This window comes from Massiliimicrobium timonense (genome assembly GCF_002160865.1).
Taxonomy (GTDB): Bacteria; Bacillota_I; Bacilli_A; order Erysipelotrichales; family Coprobacillaceae; genus Allocoprobacillus.
The window spans coordinates 1-20,938 of the sequence record NZ_NFLJ01000008.1 but is presented as its reverse complement, the minus strand read 5'-3'; the positions used below and the strand labels follow the sequence as shown (position 1 = coordinate 20,938).

The following is a 20,938-nucleotide window of genomic DNA, read 5'->3' as shown; positions in this document are numbered from 1 at the left end:
ATAAAAAATGGCTAGTAAAAAATTTATTCAGGCACTTGATTTATTAGAAAGTGAAAAAGGAATCAAGAAAGAAATTGTTCTTGATGCTTTAAAAGAAGCACTAGAAAAATCATATAAAAAGAATTATGGGGGTCCTGAATCTATTATTCGTGTGGAAATTAATGAAATCACTGGAAAAATTCGTTTATATGAAATTAAACATGTTGTTGATGATGTGAATGATGAAGATTATGAATTATCTTTAGAAGAAGCACAGATGATTAATCCAAAATATCAAGTAGGTGATGATGTTGTCACTGAAGTTGATCCTGAAGTCTTTGGGCGTTTAGCAGCCATTCAGACAAAACAGCTTTTAAAACAAAAAATTAGAGAAGCTGAAAAAGAAACATTATATAATGAATATATTGATAAAAAAGATGATATTATTAATGGAACTGTTGATCGTGTGGAAGAACGTTTTGCGATTATCAATATTGGTAGAACAGGAGCTCTGTTGCCTTTAAAACAACAAATTCCAGGTGAAAAGATTTATGAAGGACAACGTATTAAAGTTTATGTCAGTGATGTTGAACGTAATACCAAAGGGACACATATTGGTGTTTCAAGAACGGAACCAGGATTAGTGAAAAGATTGTTCGAAATGGAAGTTCCTGAAATCTATGATGGCACTGTAGAAATTAAATCTGTATCTCGTGAAGCTGGAGATCGTAGTAAAATCGCTGTTTATACAAGTCATGAAAATATTGATCCAATTGGTGCCTGTGTTGGACCGAAGGGATCACGTGTTCGTAATGTTGTAAATGAATTAAATGGTGAAATGGTGGATATCATTGAGTGGAGCGAAGATCCTGTTGTGTATATTTCTCATGCTCTTTCACCATCTGATGTCGTTCATGTTGATATTCATGAAGATGATCATAGTGCATTGGTTATTGTTCCAGATAATCAATTATCATTAGCGATTGGAAAAAGAGGTCAAAATGCCCGTTTGGCTGTCCGTTTAACAGGATGGAAGATTGATATTAAATCAGTCAGTGAAGCTGCACGTGAAGGTATTGTTTATGGAGCTGATGCTGAATTTGAAAAATCATTTGAAGCAGAAATGACAAAACAGGATGAAGTTATTGAACCGGATCATGATGAAGAAGAAACTTTTGAAAGTGAAGAACATCAAATGGTTGCTGATCTTCAAGAAGATGATATGGTAGAAGATGATAACCATGATGAAGAAACATTTGATGATTATGATGAGGATTATGATGATGAGTATGAAGACTATGATTATGATCCAAAATATGATGAAGATATCGATTATGATGAATTTGATAAATATTATGATGAAAAATAGGGGTGATTTTGAATGCGAAAAATACCTTTAAGAAAATGTGTCGCAACGCAGGAACAACTCCCTAAAAAAGAGTTGATTCGTGTCGTTAGAAATAAAGAGGGAGAAGTTTTTGTTGATCCTACTGGTAAGATGAATGGACGAGGTGCTTATTTAAAAAGAAGTCTGGAAGCTATTGAACTTGCTCAAAAGAAAGGTGTTTTAAGGAAATCTCTGGAAGTTGATATTCCAGATACGATTTATGAGGAATTAAAAAAATATGTTGGATAAAAATAAGGTATCTTTATTAGGACTGGCCATGCGTGCCAGAAAAATAGCGACGGGAGATATTTTATTGAAGTCTATTCGCAGTCAAAAAGCATACTTTGTTTTGATTGCACAGGATGCCAGTGAAAATACAAAAAAAAGATACATGGATAAATGTACTTATTATCATGTCGATTACCAAATTGATGGAACGATTGAAGAAATTTCAAGAGCTATTGGTAAAGATAATCGTGTGGCTATAGGTATATTGGATAAAGGTTTTGCAAATAAAATCAAATCAAAATGAGGAGGTTGATATTATGGCAAAAAAGAATACATCTGCAAAAAAGAAAGGAAATCATCAGAAAAAGAAATTAATTTCTAATATTCCTCAAAAAAAGGAAGAAAAGAAATTAGGTGATGGAATTGTTGAGTATGAAGATGGAATTACTGTTGGTGAATTAGCAGAAATGATTGGGCAAACACCAGCCAATGTCATTAAAGTTTTATTTATGCTTGGAACTATGGTGACAATCAATTCATCATTAACTGATGAACAGGTTGAACTCATTTGTCTGGAATATGGATATGAGGCTAAAAAGAAAGTTGTTGTCAGTGAGATTAATTTTGAAGATATTGAAATTGTTGATGATGAAGCTGATTTAGTTGGTAGACCACCTGTTGTCACAATTATGGGACATGTTGATCATGGAAAAACAACATTGCTTGATTATATTCGAAAATCAAGAGTTGCTGAAGGGGAGTTTGGCGGTATTACTCAACATATCGGTGCTTATCAAGTTGAAGTGGGTGGTAAGAAGATTACTTTCTTAGACACACCTGGACATGAAGCTTTTACAGCTATGCGTGCTCGAGGAGCTCAATTAACAGATATCGTTATCATTGTTGTCGCTGCTGATGATGGTGTGATGCCACAGACAAAAGAAGCTGTAGACCATGCTTTAGCTGCGGGTGTTCCAATTGTTGTTGCAATTAACAAAATTGATAAAGAGGGTGCTGATCCAGAACGTATTAAAGGTGAAATGAGTGAATTGGGACTTATGCCTGAAGAATGGGGTGGAGATACTGTTTACTGTAACATTTCAGCTAAAAAGGGAATTGGTATCGAAGAATTATTGGAAACACTAACTGTTGTTGCTGAACTTGCAGATTTAAAAGCTAATCCAAAACGTTATGCTTATGGTAGTGTTGTAGAAGGACGTTTGGATAAAGGACGTGGTCCTGTTGCCACATTGCTTGTTCAAAATGGAACTTTAAGAGCTGGGGATCCTATTGTTGTAGGAACAGCTTTTGGTCGTGTGCGTCAAATGTTAGGTGATCATGGAAAAGAATTGAAAGAAGCCGGACCATCTACACCTGTTGAAATTACAGGTTTAAATGATGTCCCTGTTGCTGGTGATAAATTCATGGCATTTGAAACAGAAAAAATGGCTCGTCATGTTGGAGAAGAAAGACAAAAGGCAAAACAGGAACAAGATCGTGGCGTCAGCTCAGCTATGAGCTTAGATGACTTATTTAATCAAATTAAAGAAGGCCAAGTGGCTCATTTGAATATTATTGTTAAAGCTGATGTGAATGGAACTGCTGAGGCTGTTAAGGGATCATTAGAAAAAATTGATATTGATGGTGTTCGTGTCAATGTTATTCGTTCAACAGTGGGAGCAATCAGTGAATCAGATGTCTTATTAGCAAGTGCTTCAAAGGCTATTATTTATGGATTTAATGTACGTCCAGATGCTAATGTCAGACGTAAAGCAGAAGAAGAAGGAGTAGAAATCAGACTGCATAATATTATCTACAAGATGGTTGAAGAAATTGAAGCTGCTATGCGAGGTATGTTGGCTCCAGAATTGGAAGAAGTTGTTACAGGTCAGGCAGAAATCAGACAAGTTATTAAAGTATCTAAAGTAGGAAATATTGCTGGTTCTTATGTAACAGATGGTTATATTCGTCGTGATTGTGGAATTCGTTTGATTCGTCAAGGGGTTGTCATTTATGAAGGAAAACTGGCTTCTTTAAAACGATTTAAAGATGATGCAAAGGAAGTATCAGCTGGTTATGAATGTGGTATGACAATTGAAAACTACAATGATATTAAAGAAGGAGATATTATTGAAGGATTCATTATGGAAGAAGTTGAAAGAAAGTAGGCGTTAATCTTTTATGGTGTTAAAGAAAGAAAAACTTAATAATATTATTCAAAGAGAACTATCTGATATTATTCAAATGGAAGTTAAGGATCCATCTATTGGTTTTTGTACAATTACCGGTGTGGAAGTTACAAATGATTTATCTATTGCGAAAGTTTATGTATCTTTTTTGAATAAAAATCCTCAAAAAAGAATGGAAGCTCTACAGCATTCTAAAGGATTTATCCGTAGTTTACTTGCTAAACGTTTAACAATTCGTAAATGTCCTGAACTTCAGTTTATTATGGATACATCTTTAGAATATGGAAATAAAATTGAAAGTATTATTGAAGAATTACATGATCAAAAAAAGATTTCTAACAATTAGAAATCTTTTTTATTTGAAGAATATTCATAATAAGCATATAATAAAGAAAGGAGGACGTATAAAATGAAAAAATGTATTGTAAACGGGAAAGTGATTCTACATGATGAGATTGTAGAAAAAAATGTATTTATTGATGGTGATAAAATTATGGAAATAAGTGACCGTCAACCAACAGAAGAAGAAATTATTGATGCTAAAGGAGCTTATGTCAGCCCTGGTTTTATTGATGTACATACACATGGGCGTGGTGGTAGTGATACAATGTATGCAACTTTTGAAGATTTAAATACGATTTCAAAAGCAACTTTAAAAACAGGAGTGACATCTTTTTTACCAACAACAATGACAATGCCAGTTGATGATATTACAAAGGCTATTGACAATATCGCAACATATAAAGATCAAGTAGAAGGAGCACAGATTTTAGGTACACATCTGGAAGGACCTTTCTTTAATAAAAAATACAAAGGTGCGCAACCAGAAGAATGTATGATTTTACCAACTGTTGAAAACTATCAGTCTTTTGTGAAGGATCATCAAGACGTAGTTAGAAAAATTTCTATTGCTCCAGAATTAGAACATTCTTTAGAATTGATTGACTATCTCAAAGATAAAAATACAGTTGTTTCTTTAGGGCATACAAATGCAACATATGAACAGGCACAGGCAGCCATTGATGCAGGAGCCACTTCTGGAACACATACTTATAATGCTATGACACCTTTAACGCATCGTGCTCCTGGTGTTGTTGGAGCTGTGATGATTAATGATAGTGTTTATGCTGAATTGATTTTAGATGGTGTCCATGTTAATTATGCTGCAGCAAAAGCATTATTACGTACAAAAGGAAAAGATAAACTTATTTTAATTACTGATTCATTAGAAGCTGCTGGACTGGAAAATGGAAAATATCTTTTAGGAAATCAAGATGTCTATGTTAAAGATGGAGAAGCAAGATTGATTGATGGAACTTTAGCTGGAAGTATTGTTTCTATGAATACAGCTGTTAAAAATGCTTATGAACATCTAGGATTGACTTTAAATGAAGCTGTTAATCTTGCAAGTTATAATCCAGCTCAAAGCTTAAATGAACCATTACTTGGAGAAATCAAAGCAGGAAATTATGCAGATATTATCTTCTTTGATGATGATATTCAAATTTTACAGACAATGATTAAAGGACAAATGAAATAGAGGAGAAAGATATGGTAACTTTAAAAAACAGTGAATTAGAAGTTGAATTAAATGCTAAAGGAGCAGAAATTATTAAAATTATAGGTCAACATGATCATATTAATTATATGTGGCGTAGAGATCCTGCTTTATGGGCAAGTAGTGCCCCTATTCTTTTTCCAATCATTGGAGCATTGCATAATGATGAATGTCTGATTGATGGAAAAACATATCATATGACACAACATGGTTTTTCTAGACATAATGAGTATATGACCCATCAGCTTTCAGATACATGTGTGGAATTTGAACTCACACCTAATGAAGATATTTTAAAACAATATCCTTATTTGTTTGATTTAAAAGTGATTTATACTTTAAAAGAGAACACATTGGAATGTCGCTGTATTGTCAAAAATACTGATGATAAAACAATTTATTTCCAGATTGGAGGACATCCTGCTTTTGCTTGTCCATTCATGGAACATGAATCCAGCAATGATTATTATGTTGAATTTGAAAAAGAAGAAACTCTTGATCAAAAAGTTATAGATGTGGCGCATCGTGCCATGTCACGTATCACAAAACCATTTTTTGATCATGAAAGACGTTTCTTTGTAAGACAAGCTTTATTAGATAATGATGCGATTGTATTGAAAGATTTTCAATCAAGTTATGTTGCGTTAAAATCAATTCATCATCAAAAAGCCATTTATTTCCATATGGAAAATTATCCTCATTTAGGAATCTGGGCAAGTAAACATGTCGGTGGTTTATTAGCTTTAGAACCTTGGAATGGACATGGAGATTATATTGATTTTCATGGTGAATTTAAAGACAAAGAAGGTATGATTGCTTTAGAACCACAACAAGAATTTACTTGTATGTTTGCTATTGAGATTCGTCAATAAATGACATATTTTTGATAGACATGGTGTTATGATAAATATATGAAAATAAAAATTATTGAAAAAGGACACGAATTAGATTTAGAAGATGCCTTAAATGAATTTATTCAAAAAGAAAATCCTGATATTCAAGATATGCAATATCAAGTAGCTTTGACATCATGTCATGGTCAACTTGAATATAGTTTTAGCTGTTTGATTGTATATTCATCTCAAAGACAGGCATAATAATATATGGAGGTGAAACTATGGCTAAAGATGTAAAATGTAGCGTAGATAACTGTAAATATTATTGTGACGGATGTTGTGAAGCGAATTGTATTCATGTTGGAAATTGTCACTGTGTAGAAGCCAAGAAAACTTCTCAAACTGCTTGTGATACATTTGAATGTCGTCAGTAAAAGAGATGAGAAAAGGTATGATTATGGAAACGTAATAATGCCTTTTTTTATGACAAGTTCTAGATGAGTCAAGATTTATTATAGCTATCTTTATACAAATTTGTTATAATAGAGGCGGTGATGATATGAAGAAGATATGGATTGGTATGATGATTTTATTATTATGTGTAGCCTGTCAATCATCATCTTCAGATGAACAGTTTCAAGACTATTATCAAATCAAGGAACAACTGATCACACAACACGATTTTGATAAAGATTATCCATTTTGTGTAAGAGTTGTTTTTAATCGTATAGAGGATGTCTATCGTTATGATCTTATCATTGATCAGCCACAGGTTGATATGTATTATATTGAAGCAATGGCTTATGCTAATGAAAATGATCAGAACATGTGTCCTGTTTTAGGTATTGTTGATGACTCGATAAGTCATTTAAAGGTTCATTATGTTGATAAGTCAAAACATTATTATAAAGGTGTTCAACTTTCAGGACAAACAACTCAAGTGCAGAGTGTCAAGCTCTATATAAGTTATTATTTGGATGAAGACAAAACAGAAAGAGTAGAAAAATATATTGAGGTAGAACCATGAGATTAGATAAATTATTAGCACATTGTGGCTTTGGAACACGTAAAGAAGTGAAACAATTGATTAAAAATGGATATGTTAAAGTAAATGGTGAAGTTATCAAAAAAGATAAGCATCATGTAGATCCTGTTGGTGATAAGGTTTATGTTGATGATGAAGAAATTATGTATCAAAAATATGTTTACTATATGTTAAATAAACCGGCTGGATTTGTTAGTGCAACAGAGGATCATTTTTATCCAACTGTCATTGATTTGATTGAAGAAAACTATCGTCAAGATTTATTTCCTGTAGGAAGATTAGATATTGATACAGAGGGATTGCTGTTAATTACAAATGATGGTCAACTTGCTCATCAGTTACTTTCTCCAAAGAAACATTGTCCGAAAGTCTACTATGCTAAAATTCAGGGAGTTGTGACAAATGATGATGTTCAAACTTTTTTATCCGGTGTTATCATTGATCAGGATTATCAATGCCAGAGTGCACATTTAAAGATATTATCTGTTAACGGGAATGAAAGTGAAATTGAAGTTGAAATATATGAAGGAAAATTTCATCAAATCAAAAAGATGTTTCATGCTGTTGGAAAAGAGGTTACTTATCTAAAAAGAATTCGTATGAAAAATCTTGTCTTGGATGAAAGTCTGGAATTAGGCTCTTATCGTGAATTAACAGATGAAGAATTAGATAGATTAAAAAGCGAAACTGTGCTACAATAAATAAAAATATGGGAGGAATATATGCGTTTAAGAAATAACCCTAAAGCGAATGATATTTTGGCAGCACATGATGATATGGTTGTCATAGATGGAGTGCAATATAAAAATCAATGGCATAAACTTTTTGGGAATAACCATCCCATTTATATAGAAATTGGGATGGGGAAAGGTGATTTCATTATTGAAAATGCATCGCGTTATCCAGAGATTAATTTTATTGGGATTGAAAAGTTTCCCAGTGTGATGGTTGGTGCAGTAAAAAAAATTGATATACAGGACAATCATTTACCAAATCTGAAATTATTAAAAGCTGATGCCATTTCTTTAAGAGATGTTTTTGAAAAAGGTGAAGTCAATCGTATTTATTTGAATTTTAGTGATCCATGGCCTAAAAAACGCCATACAAAAAGACGATTGACATCACCAGCTTTTCTGGAGGTTTTTCAAGACATTTTGGTTTTAGATGGTGAATTGATTTTAAAAACAGACAATCGTTCTTTATTTGAATATTCACTGGTTTCTTTTCAAAACTTTGGACTTTATTTTGAAGATGTTTGTCTGGATTTACATCATAGTGAGGGATATGAAGATAATATTCAAACTGAATATGAAAGAAAATTTTCTCCATTTGGACCTATATATCAAATAAAAACAAGATTAAAAGGAGATAAATAATATGGATAATTTAACAAAAATTAGTGATTTACAAGCTTATGAACAAGCTATTCAAGGTCAAGCCATGCTTGTGTTTTCAACAACTTGGTGCCCTGATTGTCATTTTTTAAAAACTTTTATTGATGATTTAGTTGCTCAAAATCCACAATGGACTTTCTATTATATTGATAGAGATGAAATGGTTGATTTATGTATTGATTTAGATATTATGGGAATTCCTTCTTTTGTGGCTTATCGCAACGGTCAAGAAGTGGGACGTTATGTAGATAAATTAAGAAAAACCCAACAACAGATTCAAGCTTTTATTGATCAAATAGCATAATTTTGTAGAAATAGAACATATATGTAAGGAGGAAAGCAGGATGTTTAAAAAGTTTTTCAAAAAAGAAGATGAAGAAGAATTATATGAAAAGGTTGATCCCGTTTTAGAACAAAGACGTAAAGAAAAATTTAGTACACCTTTGATTTATAATGATGAAGTAGAAGAAAATGAACCTAAACAAGATGTTCTAAAAGAAGATGTTAAAAGGAAAGAAACGAAAAAAAGTGTTAATGTTGAAACAACCTATCGTATGAGTGAAATTATTTCACCAATGACGGGTTTAAAAGAAATCAAAAAACCAGAAGTCAAAAAAACAGTGAAACCTAAAGTAAAGAAGGTTAAAAAAGAATCAGATGAATTGATTCCTATTATTAGTCCTTTTTATGGACCATTTGAACAAGTCGAAGAAAAAGTGGAGAAAAAAAAGGAAGAACCTAGTGTTGAACAGAATTTAAGAAATATTGCAAATATTGTTGAAGAAGAACAAGATCAATTAAAAATCATTGAAGAACGTACAGGTGAATTTAAACTTGATTTTCAAAATAAAGATGAGGATTCTTTTATTGATGAAATTGATGATTCTATGAGTTTAGATGAATTGATGAGTCTTTATGAAAAGAAGTTTAAAGATTAATGAAAGGTATTGGGGTGGATATTGTTGATCTTGAACGTTTAGATATACATAATCTTCATTTTGTGAAACGTGTTTTATCTTCTCGTGAATATGAAATATTTACAAGAATACAGTCATCTCGTAGACAATTGGAGTTTTTAGGTGGACGTTTTGCTGGAAAAGAGGCTTATATGAAAGCTTGTCATGTAGGTATTGGAGCAATGTCTTTTCAAGACATTGAAATTCTTAATGATGAAAGTGGTGCTCCTTATTTACATGATCCTCATGCTCATATTTCTATTTCACACGAAAAAAAGTATGCTGTTGCATTTGTTTTGATTGAAAAGTAAAGAATTTTCTTTACTTTTTTTATCCAAAATCATGAAATTGGTCGTGTTTTTTCATAAAAATGAGTTTTTTTGATATAAAAACACTATTTTTACATACCAAAATATAAAAAAAGAGTTCAAAAATGTAGAAAAAGAGTGATTTTGGTCATTTTTATGTTTTCCTATATACTCATATTGAGGAGGGAAAATATAAAAATGTTTAATGAAATTATTTTAATTGGCAGATTAGCCGAAAATCCAAAATTTAAAGAAACGCCAACGGGAGTAAAACTGGCGACATTGATTCTCGATGTAGAAAGACCTTATCGTAATAATCTAGGAATTAGAGATCACGATTATATTAGCTGTGTTTTATGGAAAGGCATAGCACAGGAAGTGATGGATTGTTGTGAAGCAGGAAGCTTTTTAGGAATTAAGGGGAGATTGCAATCAAAAACATTTGAAACGCCTGATCATCTTTCAACGACGATCATGGAAGTGAAAGTAGAACATGTTGAATTCCTAGATAGATATTTTATGAAAAAATAGTCATTTTGACTATTTTTTTGTTTTCATTTCAGATAGAATTGTGTAAAATAGATAAGAAAAGAAAGGGGAGATAAAGATGAGTATTGATCAGTCACATATGAGAAACTTTTCTATTATTGCTCATATTGATCATGGAAAATCGACTCTTGCAGATAGAATATTACAATTAACAGGGGCGGTCAGTGATCGCGATATGAAAGAACAGTTGCTTGATAGTATGGATTTAGAGCGTGAAAGAGGTATTACAATTAAGCTTAATGCTGTGCAATTACAGTATACGGCTAAAAATGGAGAAACCTATCTTTTACATCTGATTGATACACCGGGTCATGTCGATTTTACTTATGAAGTTTCACGTTCACTTGCCGCATGTGAAGGAGCAGTTCTTGTGGTTGATGCGGCTCAAGGTGTGGAAGCTCAAACTCTTGCTAATGTATTTTTGGCTTTAGATAATGATTTGGAAATTTTACCTGTCATCAATAAAGTTGACTTGCCAAGTGCTGATCCACAACGTGTTATTCATGAAATAGAGGATATTATTGGTTTACCAGCTGATGAAGCACCACTCATTTCTGCAAAAACAGGATTGAATGTTGTAGATGTATTAGAAGATATTGTCAAAAATGTTCCAGCTCCTCGTGGCGATAGTTCACATCCAACACAAGCACTTATCTTTGATTCCTACTATGATAGTTATCGTGGTGTCATTGTCTTTGTTTGTATTAAAGAAGGACGTATTCGTGTGGGTGACCACATTCGTTTTATGGCGACGGATGCTGTTTATGAGGTCCTTGAAGTCGGTGTTAGAACACCAAAAGAAGTCAAAAAAGATGAGCTGGTGACTGGTGAAGTTGGATGGATTGCAGCTTCTATCAAATCAATTAATGATGTTCATGTCGGTGATACCATTACTACACTGGAAAATCCATCACAGACACAGTTACCTGGATATAGAAAATTAAATCCAATGGTTTATTGTGGTCTGTATCCAGTTGATAATGCAAAATATAAAGATTTACGTGAAGCATTAGAAAAAATGAAACTCAGTGATTCATCACTTGTCTTTGAACCAGAAACATCTCAAGCCTTAGGTTTTGGGTTTCGTTGTGGCTTCTTAGGTCTTTTACATATGGATGTCATTGAAGAACGTCTAGAAAGAGAATTTGATCTTGAATTGATTGCAACCGCTCCATCTGTTATTTATCATTGTTATTTAACGGATGGTTCTATGGTAGAAATAGATAATCCAGCTGCATTACCGGGACCACAGCGTATTGATCATATCGAGGAACCTTATGTCAAAGCATCTATTATGACTCCGAGTGAATATGTTGGACCTATTATGGAACTTTGTCAATCTAAACGTGGTGAGTATCAGGATATTGAATATATTGATGATTTAAGAAGAAATGTTATTTATTTGATTCCTTTAAGTGAAATTGTTTATGATTTCTTTGATAAACTAAAATCTTGTACAAAAGGTTATGCTTCTTTTGATTATGAGTTAGATGGCTATAAGGAAAGTCGTTTAACACGTATGGACATTTTGTTAAATGGGGAAGTTGTTGATGCCTTATCAACAATCGTTCATAAAGATTTTGCTTATAATCGTGGTCGTATTATTTGTGAAAAGCTTAAGGAAATTATTCCTAAACAGATGTTTGAAGTGCCTATTCAGGCAGCTATTCAAGGGAAGGTCATTGCTCGTACAAATATTAAGGCAATGCGTAAAAATGTTTTAGCAAAATGTTATGGTGGGGATATTTCTCGTAAGAAAAAATTACTGGAAAAACAAAAAGAAGGGAAAAAGCGTATGAAAGCAGTAGGAAGTGTAGAAATTCCACAGGAAGCTTTCATGGCTATTCTATCTGTTGATGATGATTAAGAGAATTTGTGAAATTCTCTTTTTCTTATGGGTTGATTTACTTTCTGGTTTGTATATAATATAATAAGTCGAGGAGGTGCATTGCGATTGAGTTTTTTTAAGAAAAATCCTATCCGATTTGAAGGACAAAAAGAAATTGAAACACAAATTAAAAATCAAACTGATAATGTCATCTCAAGAAGATTTAAAATTTTAATGGGATTCATTGGTGTTGTTGGTGTGATCTTATTAGTTCGCTTATTTTTAACACAGATCACCCAGCAAGAATATTACACAACAAAGCTTGATCAATACAATACAAGTCTTTTTACAAAAGATACATTTCGTGGAAATATTTATGACCGTAATTATAAAAGACTGTCTTATAATAAAAATATCAATTGTGCAACTTATTATGCAGTCCAAGATATAACAAAAGAAGAAATGGAAATGATTGCTAACTTCTTAGTTAAAAATGTTAATGTCGATACCAAAAGCGTAACCGAAAGAGATAAGAAAGATTATCTGATTTTGAAAAATGAAAAACTGGTAGATAGTTTGTTGACTAAAGAAGAAAAATCGACTTATACAAGTGATGAACTTTATCAATTACAGCTTAGTCGTATAACAAGTGCAATGCTTAAGGAAAACCTATCTGAAGATGATATTAAATTTTATATGCTTTATGCTAAGATTCAAAATTGTAGCAGTGGCTCAGTTGTTTTATTAGAAGGTTTAACGATTAAAGAAGCCAGTCTGATTGGTGAAAATTCTGATATTTTACGTGGTGTTAAGGTGACGAATGACTGGTCTAGAGAAACAACTTATGGAGCTAATTTTAAATCCGTTTTAGGTAAAGTGACAACGAAAAAAGCAGGATTACCTGCGAGTACAAAAGATATTCTTTTAGCTAAAGATTATAATAATGACTCTCGTGTGGGAATCAGTGGTTTGGAGATGCAATATGAAGATATATTGGCTGGAACACCTGCAACTTATTCATTAAGCTATGATAGTGATGGAAATCCTGTTGTCAATACTGTTTCCAGTGGAACCAAAGGAGATAACATTCGTTTGACAATTGATTGGGATTTACAGTCATCTATTACTGAACAAATGGAAAAGACGATGAAAGGTTTTACTGGCTCTCTTTATAAATATAATCATAATATTTATCTGGTTTTGATTGATCCTAATACGGGGGCTATTTATGCCATGTGTGGTGTTCAAAAAGACAGTAAAGGGGATGTCTACGAATTAGCTGGAGGTGCTGTACAAAATGCTTTTGCTCCTGGTTCAGCATTTAAAGGTGGTACAATTTATGCGGGAATGAAGCATAACGTGATAAACCAGTATACAGAATTTGATGATACGAGTCGTGGATTTAAAATTGCCGGGACATTACCTAAATATTCGTGGGATCCAGGTGGATTAGGACGCTTGAACGCTGCTGAAGCTTTATCGCAATCTTCAAATATATATATGTTTTATGTCGCAACTTTATTAGGTGGGGGCACATATGAATATGATCAGCCATTATCTATTAAAGATTCAGCTTTTGATCAGATGCGTTTAGATGTAGGTGAACTGGGATTAGGTGTGAAAACAGGTATTGACCTGCCAAGTGAAGCCTTAGGTTATCGTGGAAAAGTGACACAACGTCAACCCGGTAACTTCCTGGATTTTGCGATTGGACAATATGACACTTATACTCCTATTCAACTTGCACAATATATTTCTACACTTGCCAATGGAGGCAAGAGAATTCAACCACATCTGTTTATGGAATCTTTTACTGAAGATGAAAATGGCACAAAAATTTCTTTATTACAGCATCAAGTCAAAGTTCTTGATGATGTATCAAGCTATAAAATGGCATTTGAAACCATTCAGACAGGATTCCGTATGGGGTGTGTTTCTGGATTAGCAAAAAGTGTCAATGGTGATTATGAAGCTGCTGGGAAAACCGGAACAGCCCAAGTATTACATGAAGGAACATATGATATCTGGGCAAACCGTGCCTTTGTTGGGTATGCACCATATGATGATCCTGAAATTGCTGTGGCATGTATTGCAGAAGCATTACCAAATGGAGCAGGAAGCACATGTCAGACATTATCAAAATATGCATTTGAGAAGTATTTTGAAAAATATGGATAAAAAGTAAAAAATTTATAGCATTTTATTATTGTTTATGCTATTATATTATGGCAAAGTCGTGATGGAGGTGTAAAAATGAGAGAAAACATCATTTTAAAATGTACTGAATGTGGAGAAGAAAACTACATTAATACAAAAAATAAAAGAAATCATCCAGAAAGAATGGAAGTAAAAAAATACTGTCCTAGATGTAATAAACAAACTACTCATAAAGAAAAGAAATAAGCCTTTTTGGCTTTTTTTCTTTATAGGAAAGGAAGAAATATATGATAAAAAAATTAATCTTAGGAACAATGCAGACAAATTGTTATGTGGTTTATAATGAGAAACATGAATGTTTTGTGATTGATCCAGGTGCACAGGGACAAAAAGTTGCTCGTTTTCTAACAGAAAATGAACTTGATATCAAAGCTATTTTATTAACACATGGTCATTTTGATCATATTGGAGCTGTTGATTATCTTTATAATCAATATCATTGTCCTATCTATACCCAGAAAGAATCACTAGAAATAATTGCGAAACCTGAATATAATCTTTCAAGTATGATGGGGGAACCAATGACATTAAAAGCTCCTATATTAGAAGCAACACCAACAATGAATATAGCCAATATGACTGTTCAATGGTTACTGTTAGAGGGGCATTGTGAAGGAAGCAGCATGATTTATGTTCCTCAGGAAAATGCATTATTCAGTGGGGATGTTTTATTTGCTGGATCAATAGGACGTTATGATTTTCCAACGTCTTCACATTTAACAACAAAACAGAGTTTGGAAAAGATAAAAACATTACAGTTTGATGCTCGTTTATTACCGGGACATGGTGAAGAAAGCTCTATAAAATATGAACAAATGCATAACCCTTTTTTAAGATCATAAAAAATATGATCTTTTTTTATTGAAAAAAAAGAAAAATGCAAAAATAATGCGTATATATATAATAGGAGGGTTATTATGAATGAACTATTTGAGAAGATGATTTATCGTGCATTAAACCAAAATGCTACTGATATTCATTTGTTATTGAAAAAGGATTTGAAGATTCAGTTTCGTATTTTTGGAGAATTAAAGAAATATGAGGTGATGGAAAATGAAAGAGGGTATAAGCTGATGAATTTTATTAAATATCGTTCTATGATTCATACGAATTATCGTTTGATGCCTCAAACAGGTAATATTTCTATAAATATGAATCAAAAGACTTATTTTTTAAGGGTATCTTATTTACCTTCTCTTGAATTTGAAAGTATTGTGATTAGAATTTTGAATAATCATGAATTACGTTCGATTGAAGAATTAACATACCAAAAGGAAATTCAAGATTATCTCTATTGGCTTTCTTTACAAAATAGTGGTTTGTTTTTTATTAGTGGTGCTACAGGTTCTGGTAAGTCAACCACGCTTTATACCTTATTAAAACAAATTTTATCAGGAGCACGTAAAAACATTATTACGATTGAAGATCCTATTGAAATTCATTTAGATGGTTGTCTTCAAATTGAATTAAATGAAAAAATTGGAATTACATATCATGATACATTAAAACAGATTTTAAGACATGATCCCGATGTGATTATGATAGGAGAAATTCGTGATGAAAAAACAGCGAAGATTGCTTTAACATGTGCTTTGACTGGACATCTTGTTTTAACAACAATTCATGCCAGTAATGCACCTTTATCAATGAAAAGATTAATGAATTTAGGAATTCATGAAGCTGATATTCTTGATGTGGTCATTGGTGTGATTTCACAACGTATGAAATATGATATTCAAAATAAACAGGCTATTGTTTTATCAGAATTGATGAAGAAAAAGGATATTGAACAATATCTCAAAGAGCATACATGTTCTTATTTATCATTTCAAAAGGCAGCTTTAGAACTTGTCAATCTTGGTTTTAATCAGGCCTTGTTTAAAGAGGAACTCACTAATGAATAAAGATTATCTTTTATTGAAGAATATGTATAGCTTGTTAGATGCTGGTTACAGTATTGAAGAAACGTTGAGTTTATGTCAGCAGATGCTTCATCATCCAGCAATTCATGAGATGTTAAAACAACTGGATCATGGTGAATCTATTGAAACTGTATTATTGCAGTCTTCATTACCTCATTTATTTCAAGAATATTTTCGTTTTTTTCAAAATAAGAATTGTTTATCAGAAGCAATTAAAAAAAGTCTGGATATATGCATGATGAAAGAGGATTATCAAAATCAATTAAAATCTCAATTAACTTATCCCTCTATATTAATGACATTTTTATTTCTTTTCTCGTTATTTGTTGTTTTGGTTTTATTGCCTAATGTCAATCAGTTATTTTTATCATTTCAGATTGAAAAATCAATTGTGATTCAAATCTTATTTGCTTTCTTTTACATTATGCCTTGTTTGATTATATTAGCTGTATTTTTAAGCTTATATCTTATTTTCAGGCTTGTTTATGGACTTAAGCATAAATTATATAAGGTCATTGAACTTTATTTAAAATGGCCAGTATTTAAGACAATTTTACAAAAATATTTTTCTTTGAAGTTTGCTTTGTATTTTCATGAATTATTAAATGAGGATATGGATAGTACAAGAATTATTCAAGTCTTAAATGAACAAATGACGGATAGTGATTTAAAAATAGTCTTATATGAAATGAATAATCGTTTATATGGAGGTGAGAATTTAGAAGAAATACTGGAGGATTTTGAATACTTTGATCAATTGTTTATTTCTTTTTTTCAAATGTATATGAAAAATCCTCAACAAAAAAATGCTTTATCTTATTATATCCAAGCTACCTATGAATATTTAGATTACTGGATCAAAAGATTTTTAAAATATCTGATACCGGCAGTTTATTGTTTTGTAGCTATCTTTGTTATTACAATTTATATCGCGATTATTATTCCAATGATGAATTCAATATCAAATCTATAACAGAAAGGACAATTCATATGTTGAATAAAAAAGGGTTTACTTTAATTGAGATGATTTTTTGTATTAGTGTTATACTTATTATTTTATTACTTGTTATTCCTAATGTGACATCTAAAAATACAGTTGTCAAAAATAAAGGATGTGATGCTCAAATTGAAGTTGTCAATTCACAAATTTTACTTTATGAAATTGAAAATGGTAAATTACCTAGAAACATCTCTGATTTAACAAGTGGCAGTCAACCCTATCTGACAGAAAAACAAGGTGTCTGTCCAAATGGCAAAAAAATCGCTATTAAAAATGGTCAAGCCTATGTTAAATAAAGGTGGTTTTACAATGATTGAAACACTTTTTGTACTTGTTATTATCTATATGATGTTTTGTATTTCAATGCGTATTCATGTTCCACAAAAAAGTGATACTGTTAAAATCAATGAAATGATTCAATTTCTTTATCAGGCAAAACTCACAGCCATGACACAAAAAACACAGGTTGATGTTTTATTTTCAAAGCAAAATATTGTTTATAGATGGAATCAGTCAAAAGAAACATTACAGCTTGATGATAATGATTCATTTGAATCACATCAATTGAGTTTTAATGAAAATGGAAATATTCAAGGTGCAAAAACATTGATTTACCACTGTGGAAGTCAGCGTTATGAATTTGTTTATCAGATTGGAAGTGGAACTTTTTATGTCCGATAATCATGGAGCAACATTAATTGAGAGTTTACTGGCATTTGAAATTTTTATCACTGTGATTATCATTTTTGTGGGATTATTTTCTGTTTTATATCAAAAAGAAAGCCATATTCAAGAAAATTATCAAACGATTTTAGAAAAGGAGAGTGAGTACACATATTCTCAAGATTACATCAGCATCATAGAAATGGTTTTACGTTAGTAGAGGTATTATTATCACTGTCTATTACGCTTATTATTCTTTTATCATTAACAAGTCTTTTTCAGCTTATACGATATGCCTATACACATCATACGCAAAATAATGAAGATATTTACATAGCTGCAAAACAATGTAGTCAATATACACTAGGGTGTGCATATTTAGAAGCTGGTGATACTTTTCGTTATATGAATTTTGAAGAAGAAGAAACATCTTTACAGTTGGATCAAAAAAGACTGGTTAAAAAACCTGGATTTGAAATATTATTGTTTGATATTGATGATGTTTCTTTTTCTGTAGAAAATGATTTCGTTTATATACATATGACAAGAGATCGTCAAAATTACACATTTTTACTAACATATGCCAATATGCATCAAGAAGCAGAGGAAACAGATGAAAATATATCAGAGATTACTTCAGAATCATAGAGGATCTGTTTTGCAGATTGTTTTAATTGTTTTTATGATGTTGACATTCGCATTATCTATAACAGCATTTTCTATTTTGCAATCAGGTCGTAATTTGAAATCTATTGATACACTTATGAAACAAAAAAATCTAGAGATATTTCTTGTGAAATATTATAGTGACAGTGTTCAAAATGATATTTTATTAAGTGACGATTATTCTTTTCAAAATTATCAAATTGAAACAACGGTAGATGATTTGGGTGATCATTATGAAGTGGTTACTACTATTGAAACAATAGATTATCAGTATCAATTTTTAACAGAAATTGAAGTAGAAACAGGCACTGTCTTGAATTTTGAATATATTGAGGGAGGTTACATATGATTTATTATATTGTTTTTGGTTTATTGATTTTATGCTTTTTATTAACCTGTTATCGTGAAAAAGCACCTATTGATGATCATAAGAAACAAAAGCTGAAAATACTTGTTTATTGTCTATTGGCTTTTGATTTTATGATTGTCTTATTCTGTTAAAAGATGATATTCCCATATGATTTATTTACAACATGATAGAAATTTGCTATAATTCTAAAGAATAATAGCAAAGGAGAGAAAATTATGGCTGTTAATATCAAAGAATTAAAAGCAGGAAATGCATATACAGAAAATAATGATTTATTTTTATGTATTTCTAATGAACAGAATAAACAAGGACGTTTATCAGGAAAATATATGGTAAAAAGAAAAAACTTGAGAACAAGTGCAATTACAGAAGTTTCTTATAATCCTACTGCCAAAGTTGATTTAGCGATGATTGAAAAAAGAAAAATGCAATATCTTTATGATTCAGGAGATATGCTTGTTTTCATGGATAATGAAACTTTTGAACAAATTGAAATTCCTGGTAGTCGTCTGGAATGGGAAAAGAACTTTTTAAAACCATCTGATGAAGTTGAAGTTACAAGTTATCAAAGTGAAGTTTTGGGTGTCCAATTACCAGTCAATGTGGCTTTCCAGATAACTGAAACAGAACCAGCAGTGAAAGGTGATACAGCAACAGGGGCAACAAAAAATGCAACTATTGAAACAGGATATCAAATCAAAGTTCCTTTATTTATTAATGAAGGTGAAATGGTTCTTGTCAATACTGTAGATGGAAAATATCAAGGAAGAGCGTAAGCTCTTTTTTTCATAATTAAGTCTGTTTGTTCATATAGTATATAGAAAAAGGAGAATGAATATGAATAAACAGGCTTTTACATTTTTAACATTATTTAGTCTTATTCTTGTGTTATCCATCTATTATATTATGTTGCCACCGACATCTGAAAATGAGGTTGTACAAAATGATATATCTACCATTGAACAATTACAGAATCAATTAGATCAAAAAAGAGAAGATATTATTACAAAGAACAATGAAATTATTGCAAAAGAATCAAGTACATCTGAATCTATTAATGAGGCTCTAGAAACAATCAGTGAAACAAAGAATGTGACTGAAAAAGAAAAAACAATTGTATCAAAACTTAAAGAAATGGGCTATGCGGAAAGTTATGTTGAAATTGATCAGCAGACAATTAAAGTAACGATTCTAAAAAAAGATGCCTCACATTCAGATGCGTCAAAGGTTATCAAAGAAGTATTGAATTTAGTCGGTGATTCTTATCAGGTGGAAGTTAAATTTATTGAAGAATAAAACTTGTATTTTTGTCACTTTTTATATACAATAGTAGATAGAAAAGAGGTAATGTTATGGCACATAATGAATATTATACTTATACACAAGGACGCGTTAATGGAAAAATTCTTATGAATGTTCAAGTGTTTGATGAAATTACAAAAAGAACTGTTAATGAAATGAAAAATGTTTCTTTAGATACATCTAAGGGAATTCAAATTCCGGGTACAAAGAAAGTTGTGAATTGTACAATTAAGGATAATGAGGTTTATATCTGTATCCATGTACGTATTAAATATGGTGTCAATATTTCATCAATAACAAAAGAAATTCAGGAAAAAATAGCTGTAGCTGTTAAACAGATGACTGATGTTGATGTTCAACACATTAATATTGAAGTTGATAATATTGAATTTGATTAAACAAGTAAGAAATGATTTTCTTACTTCAGGCTGTTGACAAAGTAAAAAGTCAACAGCTTTTAGTTTTCAAATAGAAAAATATATGGTATTATATCTATTGTCGTGGATGACTTCGTTCCAAATATGCAAATTTTGAGGCTCCA

General features: G+C 31.5%; 31 protein-coding genes. All 31 read left to right on the top strand.

Annotation, left to right across the window (positions count from 1 at the left end; translation table 11 throughout):
* The first annotated feature begins 7 nt into the window (after nt 1–7).
* The 31 genes from nusA (at nt 8) to B5E75_RS03650 (ending at nt 20,795) form a co-directional block, all read left to right on the top strand.
* A complete protein-coding gene (gene nusA, locus B5E75_RS03795) occupies nt 8–1,348 on the top strand; it encodes a transcription termination factor NusA (RefSeq protein WP_087357460.1) in 1,341 nt (446 codons plus the stop codon).
* A gap of 12 nt (nt 1,349–1,360) precedes the next feature.
* Nucleotides 1,361–1,615, top strand: a complete 255-nt coding sequence (gene rnpM, locus B5E75_RS03790; RefSeq protein WP_087357459.1) for an RNase P modulator RnpM — start codon at nt 1,361–1,363, stop codon at nt 1,613–1,615.
* A complete protein-coding gene (locus tag B5E75_RS03785; RefSeq protein ID WP_087357458.1) occupies nt 1,605–1,898 on the top strand; it encodes a L7Ae/L30e/S12e/Gadd45 family ribosomal protein in 294 nt (97 codons plus the stop codon). Before rnpM ends, B5E75_RS03785 begins: the two co-directional genes overlap by 11 nt.
* Nucleotides 1,899–1,911: 13 nt before the next feature.
* On the top strand, nt 1,912–3,762 hold the full coding sequence (gene infB, locus B5E75_RS03780) for a translation initiation factor IF-2 (protein ID WP_087357457.1): 1,851 nt from the start codon (nt 1,912–1,914) through the stop codon (nt 3,760–3,762).
* Between the two features lie 13 nt (nt 3,763–3,775).
* On the top strand, nt 3,776–4,129 hold the full coding sequence (gene rbfA / locus B5E75_RS03775; RefSeq protein WP_087357456.1) for a 30S ribosome-binding factor RbfA: 354 nt from the start codon (nt 3,776–3,778) through the stop codon (nt 4,127–4,129).
* A gap of 63 nt (nt 4,130–4,192) precedes the next feature.
* A complete protein-coding gene (nagA, locus tag B5E75_RS03770) occupies nt 4,193–5,323 on the top strand; it encodes an N-acetylglucosamine-6-phosphate deacetylase (RefSeq protein ID WP_087357455.1) in 1,131 nt (376 codons plus the stop codon).
* Between the two features lie 11 nt (nt 5,324–5,334).
* On the top strand, nt 5,335–6,213 hold the full coding sequence (locus B5E75_RS03765; RefSeq protein WP_087357454.1) for an aldose 1-epimerase family protein: 879 nt from the start codon (nt 5,335–5,337) through the stop codon (nt 6,211–6,213).
* Between the two features lie 39 nt (nt 6,214–6,252).
* Nucleotides 6,253–6,438 carry a sporulation protein Cse60 gene (locus B5E75_RS03760; RefSeq protein ID WP_087357453.1) on the top strand — a complete coding sequence of 62 codons (186 nt, stop codon included), beginning with the start codon at nt 6,253–6,255 and terminating at the stop codon, nt 6,436–6,438.
* 20 nt (nt 6,439–6,458) lie between these two features.
* Nucleotides 6,459–6,611, top strand: a complete 153-nt coding sequence (locus B5E75_RS03755; protein WP_087357452.1) for a DUF1540 domain-containing protein — start codon at nt 6,459–6,461, stop codon at nt 6,609–6,611.
* Between the two features lie 125 nt (nt 6,612–6,736).
* Nucleotides 6,737–7,204 carry a hypothetical protein gene (locus B5E75_RS03750; RefSeq protein WP_087357451.1) on the top strand — a complete coding sequence of 156 codons (468 nt, stop codon included), beginning with the start codon at nt 6,737–6,739 and terminating at the stop codon, nt 7,202–7,204.
* Nucleotides 7,201–7,923, top strand: a complete 723-nt coding sequence (locus tag B5E75_RS03745; RefSeq protein ID WP_087357450.1) for a pseudouridine synthase — start codon at nt 7,201–7,203, stop codon at nt 7,921–7,923. Before B5E75_RS03750 ends, B5E75_RS03745 begins: the two co-directional genes overlap by 4 nt.
* 21 nt (nt 7,924–7,944) lie before the next feature.
* Nucleotides 7,945–8,598, top strand: a complete 654-nt coding sequence (trmB, locus tag B5E75_RS03740; RefSeq protein WP_087357449.1) for a tRNA (guanosine(46)-N7)-methyltransferase TrmB — start codon at nt 7,945–7,947, stop codon at nt 8,596–8,598.
* A gap of 1 nt (nt 8,599) precedes the next feature.
* The gene (locus B5E75_RS03735; protein ID WP_087357448.1) at nt 8,600–8,920 is read left to right on the top strand and encodes a thioredoxin family protein; all 321 of its coding nucleotides are present in this window, start codon (nt 8,600–8,602) and stop codon (nt 8,918–8,920) included.
* 40 nt (nt 8,921–8,960) lie between these two features.
* Complete coding sequence (locus tag B5E75_RS03730; RefSeq protein ID WP_087357447.1) at nt 8,961–9,554, top strand: hypothetical protein; 594 nt, start codon at nt 8,961–8,963, stop codon at nt 9,552–9,554.
* Nucleotides 9,554–9,883 carry a holo-ACP synthase gene (gene acpS / locus B5E75_RS03725; protein WP_087357446.1) on the top strand — a complete coding sequence of 110 codons (330 nt, stop codon included), beginning with the start codon at nt 9,554–9,556 and terminating at the stop codon, nt 9,881–9,883. The genes B5E75_RS03730 and acpS overlap by 1 nt, the downstream gene beginning before the upstream one ends.
* 195 nt (nt 9,884–10,078) lie before the next feature.
* Nucleotides 10,079–10,411: a single-stranded DNA-binding protein gene (locus B5E75_RS03720; RefSeq protein WP_087357445.1), complete on the top strand. Its 333-nt coding sequence runs from the start codon at nt 10,079–10,081 to the stop codon at nt 10,409–10,411.
* Between the two features lie 76 nt (nt 10,412–10,487).
* Entirely contained in the window at nt 10,488–12,296 is a 1,809-nt protein-coding gene (gene lepA / locus B5E75_RS03715) for a translation elongation factor 4 (RefSeq protein ID WP_087357444.1), read from the top strand.
* Between the two features lie 87 nt (nt 12,297–12,383).
* The gene (locus B5E75_RS03710) at nt 12,384–14,435 is read left to right on the top strand and encodes a peptidoglycan D,D-transpeptidase FtsI family protein (protein WP_087357443.1); all 2,052 of its coding nucleotides are present in this window, start codon (nt 12,384–12,386) and stop codon (nt 14,433–14,435) included.
* Nucleotides 14,436–14,510: 75 nt separating this feature from the next.
* On the top strand, nt 14,511–14,660 hold the full coding sequence (rpmG, locus tag B5E75_RS03705) for a 50S ribosomal protein L33 (protein ID WP_087357442.1): 150 nt from the start codon (nt 14,511–14,513) through the stop codon (nt 14,658–14,660).
* A 41-nt stretch (nt 14,661–14,701) separates the two neighbouring features.
* Nucleotides 14,702–15,316 (top strand): MBL fold metallo-hydrolase, encoded by a 615-nt coding sequence (locus B5E75_RS03700; protein ID WP_087357441.1) that lies wholly within the window; start codon nt 14,702–14,704, stop codon nt 15,314–15,316.
* A gap of 75 nt (nt 15,317–15,391) precedes the next feature.
* Nucleotides 15,392–16,378: an ATPase, T2SS/T4P/T4SS family gene (locus B5E75_RS03695; protein WP_087357440.1), complete on the top strand. Its 987-nt coding sequence runs from the start codon at nt 15,392–15,394 to the stop codon at nt 16,376–16,378.
* Nucleotides 16,371–17,369, top strand: coding sequence for a type II secretion system F family protein (locus tag B5E75_RS03690; RefSeq protein WP_087357439.1), 999 nt, complete (start codon nt 16,371–16,373; stop codon nt 17,367–17,369). The genes B5E75_RS03695 and B5E75_RS03690 overlap by 8 nt, the downstream gene beginning before the upstream one ends.
* Nucleotides 17,370–17,386: 17 nt before the next feature.
* Complete coding sequence (gene comGC, locus B5E75_RS03685) at nt 17,387–17,692, top strand: competence type IV pilus major pilin ComGC (RefSeq protein WP_205088788.1); 306 nt, start codon at nt 17,387–17,389, stop codon at nt 17,690–17,692.
* A complete protein-coding gene (gene comGD, locus B5E75_RS03680; protein WP_087357438.1) occupies nt 17,646–18,077 on the top strand; it encodes a competence type IV pilus minor pilin ComGD in 432 nt (143 codons plus the stop codon). Before comGC ends, comGD begins: the two co-directional genes overlap by 47 nt.
* Nucleotides 18,067–18,276, top strand: a complete 210-nt coding sequence (locus tag B5E75_RS03675; RefSeq protein ID WP_087357437.1) for a hypothetical protein — start codon at nt 18,067–18,069, stop codon at nt 18,274–18,276. Before comGD ends, B5E75_RS03675 begins: the two co-directional genes overlap by 11 nt.
* A complete protein-coding gene (locus B5E75_RS15045; protein WP_087357521.1) occupies nt 18,231–18,707 on the top strand; it encodes a competence type IV pilus minor pilin ComGF in 477 nt (158 codons plus the stop codon). Before B5E75_RS03675 ends, B5E75_RS15045 begins: the two co-directional genes overlap by 46 nt.
* The gene (locus B5E75_RS03665) at nt 18,673–19,074 is read left to right on the top strand and encodes a hypothetical protein (RefSeq protein ID WP_087357436.1); all 402 of its coding nucleotides are present in this window, start codon (nt 18,673–18,675) and stop codon (nt 19,072–19,074) included. Before B5E75_RS15045 ends, B5E75_RS03665 begins: the two co-directional genes overlap by 35 nt.
* The gene (locus B5E75_RS14535) at nt 19,071–19,226 is read left to right on the top strand and encodes a hypothetical protein (protein ID WP_162607629.1); all 156 of its coding nucleotides are present in this window, start codon (nt 19,071–19,073) and stop codon (nt 19,224–19,226) included. Before B5E75_RS03665 ends, B5E75_RS14535 begins: the two co-directional genes overlap by 4 nt.
* Nucleotides 19,227–19,310: 84 nt before the next feature.
* Nucleotides 19,311–19,871: an elongation factor P gene (efp, locus tag B5E75_RS03660; RefSeq protein ID WP_087357435.1), complete on the top strand. Its 561-nt coding sequence runs from the start codon at nt 19,311–19,313 to the stop codon at nt 19,869–19,871.
* 61 nt (nt 19,872–19,932) lie between these two features.
* A complete protein-coding gene (locus B5E75_RS03655) occupies nt 19,933–20,391 on the top strand; it encodes a SpoIIIAH-like family protein (RefSeq protein WP_087357434.1) in 459 nt (152 codons plus the stop codon).
* 56 nt (nt 20,392–20,447) lie between these two features.
* On the top strand, nt 20,448–20,795 hold the full coding sequence (locus B5E75_RS03650) for an Asp23/Gls24 family envelope stress response protein (RefSeq protein WP_087357433.1): 348 nt from the start codon (nt 20,448–20,450) through the stop codon (nt 20,793–20,795).
* Nucleotides 20,796–20,938: the final 143 nt, after the last annotated feature.

Excerpts from the sequence above, each read along its gene's own strand:
- nusA (WP_087357460.1), top strand. The coding sequence starts at position 8 with ATGGCTAGTAAAAAATTTATTCAGGCACTTGATTTATTAGAAAGTGAA.
- rnpM (WP_087357459.1), top strand. The coding sequence starts at position 1,361 with ATGCGAAAAATACCTTTAAGAAAATGTGTCGCAACGCAGGAACAACTC.
- B5E75_RS03785 (WP_087357458.1), top strand. The coding sequence starts at position 1,605 with ATGTTGGATAAAAATAAGGTATCTTTATTAGGACTGGCCATGCGTGCC.
- infB (WP_087357457.1), top strand. The coding sequence starts at position 1,912 with ATGGCAAAAAAGAATACATCTGCAAAAAAGAAAGGAAATCATCAGAAA.
- rbfA (WP_087357456.1), top strand. The coding sequence starts at position 3,776 with ATGGTGTTAAAGAAAGAAAAACTTAATAATATTATTCAAAGAGAACTA.
- nagA (WP_087357455.1), top strand. The coding sequence starts at position 4,193 with ATGAAAAAATGTATTGTAAACGGGAAAGTGATTCTACATGATGAGATT.
- B5E75_RS03765 (WP_087357454.1), top strand. The coding sequence starts at position 5,335 with ATGGTAACTTTAAAAAACAGTGAATTAGAAGTTGAATTAAATGCTAAA.
- B5E75_RS03760 (WP_087357453.1), top strand. The coding sequence starts at position 6,253 with ATGAAAATAAAAATTATTGAAAAAGGACACGAATTAGATTTAGAAGAT.
- B5E75_RS03755 (WP_087357452.1), top strand. The coding sequence starts at position 6,459 with ATGGCTAAAGATGTAAAATGTAGCGTAGATAACTGTAAATATTATTGT.
- B5E75_RS03750 (WP_087357451.1), top strand. The coding sequence starts at position 6,737 with ATGAAGAAGATATGGATTGGTATGATGATTTTATTATTATGTGTAGCC.
- B5E75_RS03745 (WP_087357450.1), top strand. The coding sequence starts at position 7,201 with ATGAGATTAGATAAATTATTAGCACATTGTGGCTTTGGAACACGTAAA.
- trmB (WP_087357449.1), top strand. The coding sequence starts at position 7,945 with ATGCGTTTAAGAAATAACCCTAAAGCGAATGATATTTTGGCAGCACAT.
- B5E75_RS03735 (WP_087357448.1), top strand. The coding sequence starts at position 8,600 with ATGGATAATTTAACAAAAATTAGTGATTTACAAGCTTATGAACAAGCT.
- B5E75_RS03730 (WP_087357447.1), top strand. The coding sequence starts at position 8,961 with ATGTTTAAAAAGTTTTTCAAAAAAGAAGATGAAGAAGAATTATATGAA.
- acpS (WP_087357446.1), top strand. The coding sequence starts at position 9,554 with ATGAAAGGTATTGGGGTGGATATTGTTGATCTTGAACGTTTAGATATA.
- B5E75_RS03720 (WP_087357445.1), top strand. The coding sequence starts at position 10,079 with ATGTTTAATGAAATTATTTTAATTGGCAGATTAGCCGAAAATCCAAAA.
- lepA (WP_087357444.1), top strand. The coding sequence starts at position 10,488 with ATGAGTATTGATCAGTCACATATGAGAAACTTTTCTATTATTGCTCAT.
- rpmG (WP_087357442.1), top strand. The coding sequence starts at position 14,511 with ATGAGAGAAAACATCATTTTAAAATGTACTGAATGTGGAGAAGAAAAC.
- B5E75_RS03700 (WP_087357441.1), top strand. The coding sequence starts at position 14,702 with ATGATAAAAAAATTAATCTTAGGAACAATGCAGACAAATTGTTATGTG.
- B5E75_RS03695 (WP_087357440.1), top strand. The coding sequence starts at position 15,392 with ATGAATGAACTATTTGAGAAGATGATTTATCGTGCATTAAACCAAAAT.
- B5E75_RS03690 (WP_087357439.1), top strand. The coding sequence starts at position 16,371 with ATGAATAAAGATTATCTTTTATTGAAGAATATGTATAGCTTGTTAGAT.
- comGC (WP_205088788.1), top strand. The coding sequence starts at position 17,387 with ATGTTGAATAAAAAAGGGTTTACTTTAATTGAGATGATTTTTTGTATT.
- comGD (WP_087357438.1), top strand. The coding sequence starts at position 17,646 with ATGGCAAAAAAATCGCTATTAAAAATGGTCAAGCCTATGTTAAATAAA.
- B5E75_RS03675 (WP_087357437.1), top strand. The coding sequence starts at position 18,067 with ATGTCCGATAATCATGGAGCAACATTAATTGAGAGTTTACTGGCATTT.
- B5E75_RS03665 (WP_087357436.1), top strand. The coding sequence starts at position 18,673 with ATGAAAATATATCAGAGATTACTTCAGAATCATAGAGGATCTGTTTTG.
- B5E75_RS14535 (WP_162607629.1), top strand. The coding sequence starts at position 19,071 with ATGATTTATTATATTGTTTTTGGTTTATTGATTTTATGCTTTTTATTA.
- efp (WP_087357435.1), top strand. The coding sequence starts at position 19,311 with ATGGCTGTTAATATCAAAGAATTAAAAGCAGGAAATGCATATACAGAA.
- B5E75_RS03655 (WP_087357434.1), top strand. The coding sequence starts at position 19,933 with ATGAATAAACAGGCTTTTACATTTTTAACATTATTTAGTCTTATTCTT.
- B5E75_RS03650 (WP_087357433.1), top strand. The coding sequence starts at position 20,448 with ATGGCACATAATGAATATTATACTTATACACAAGGACGCGTTAATGGA.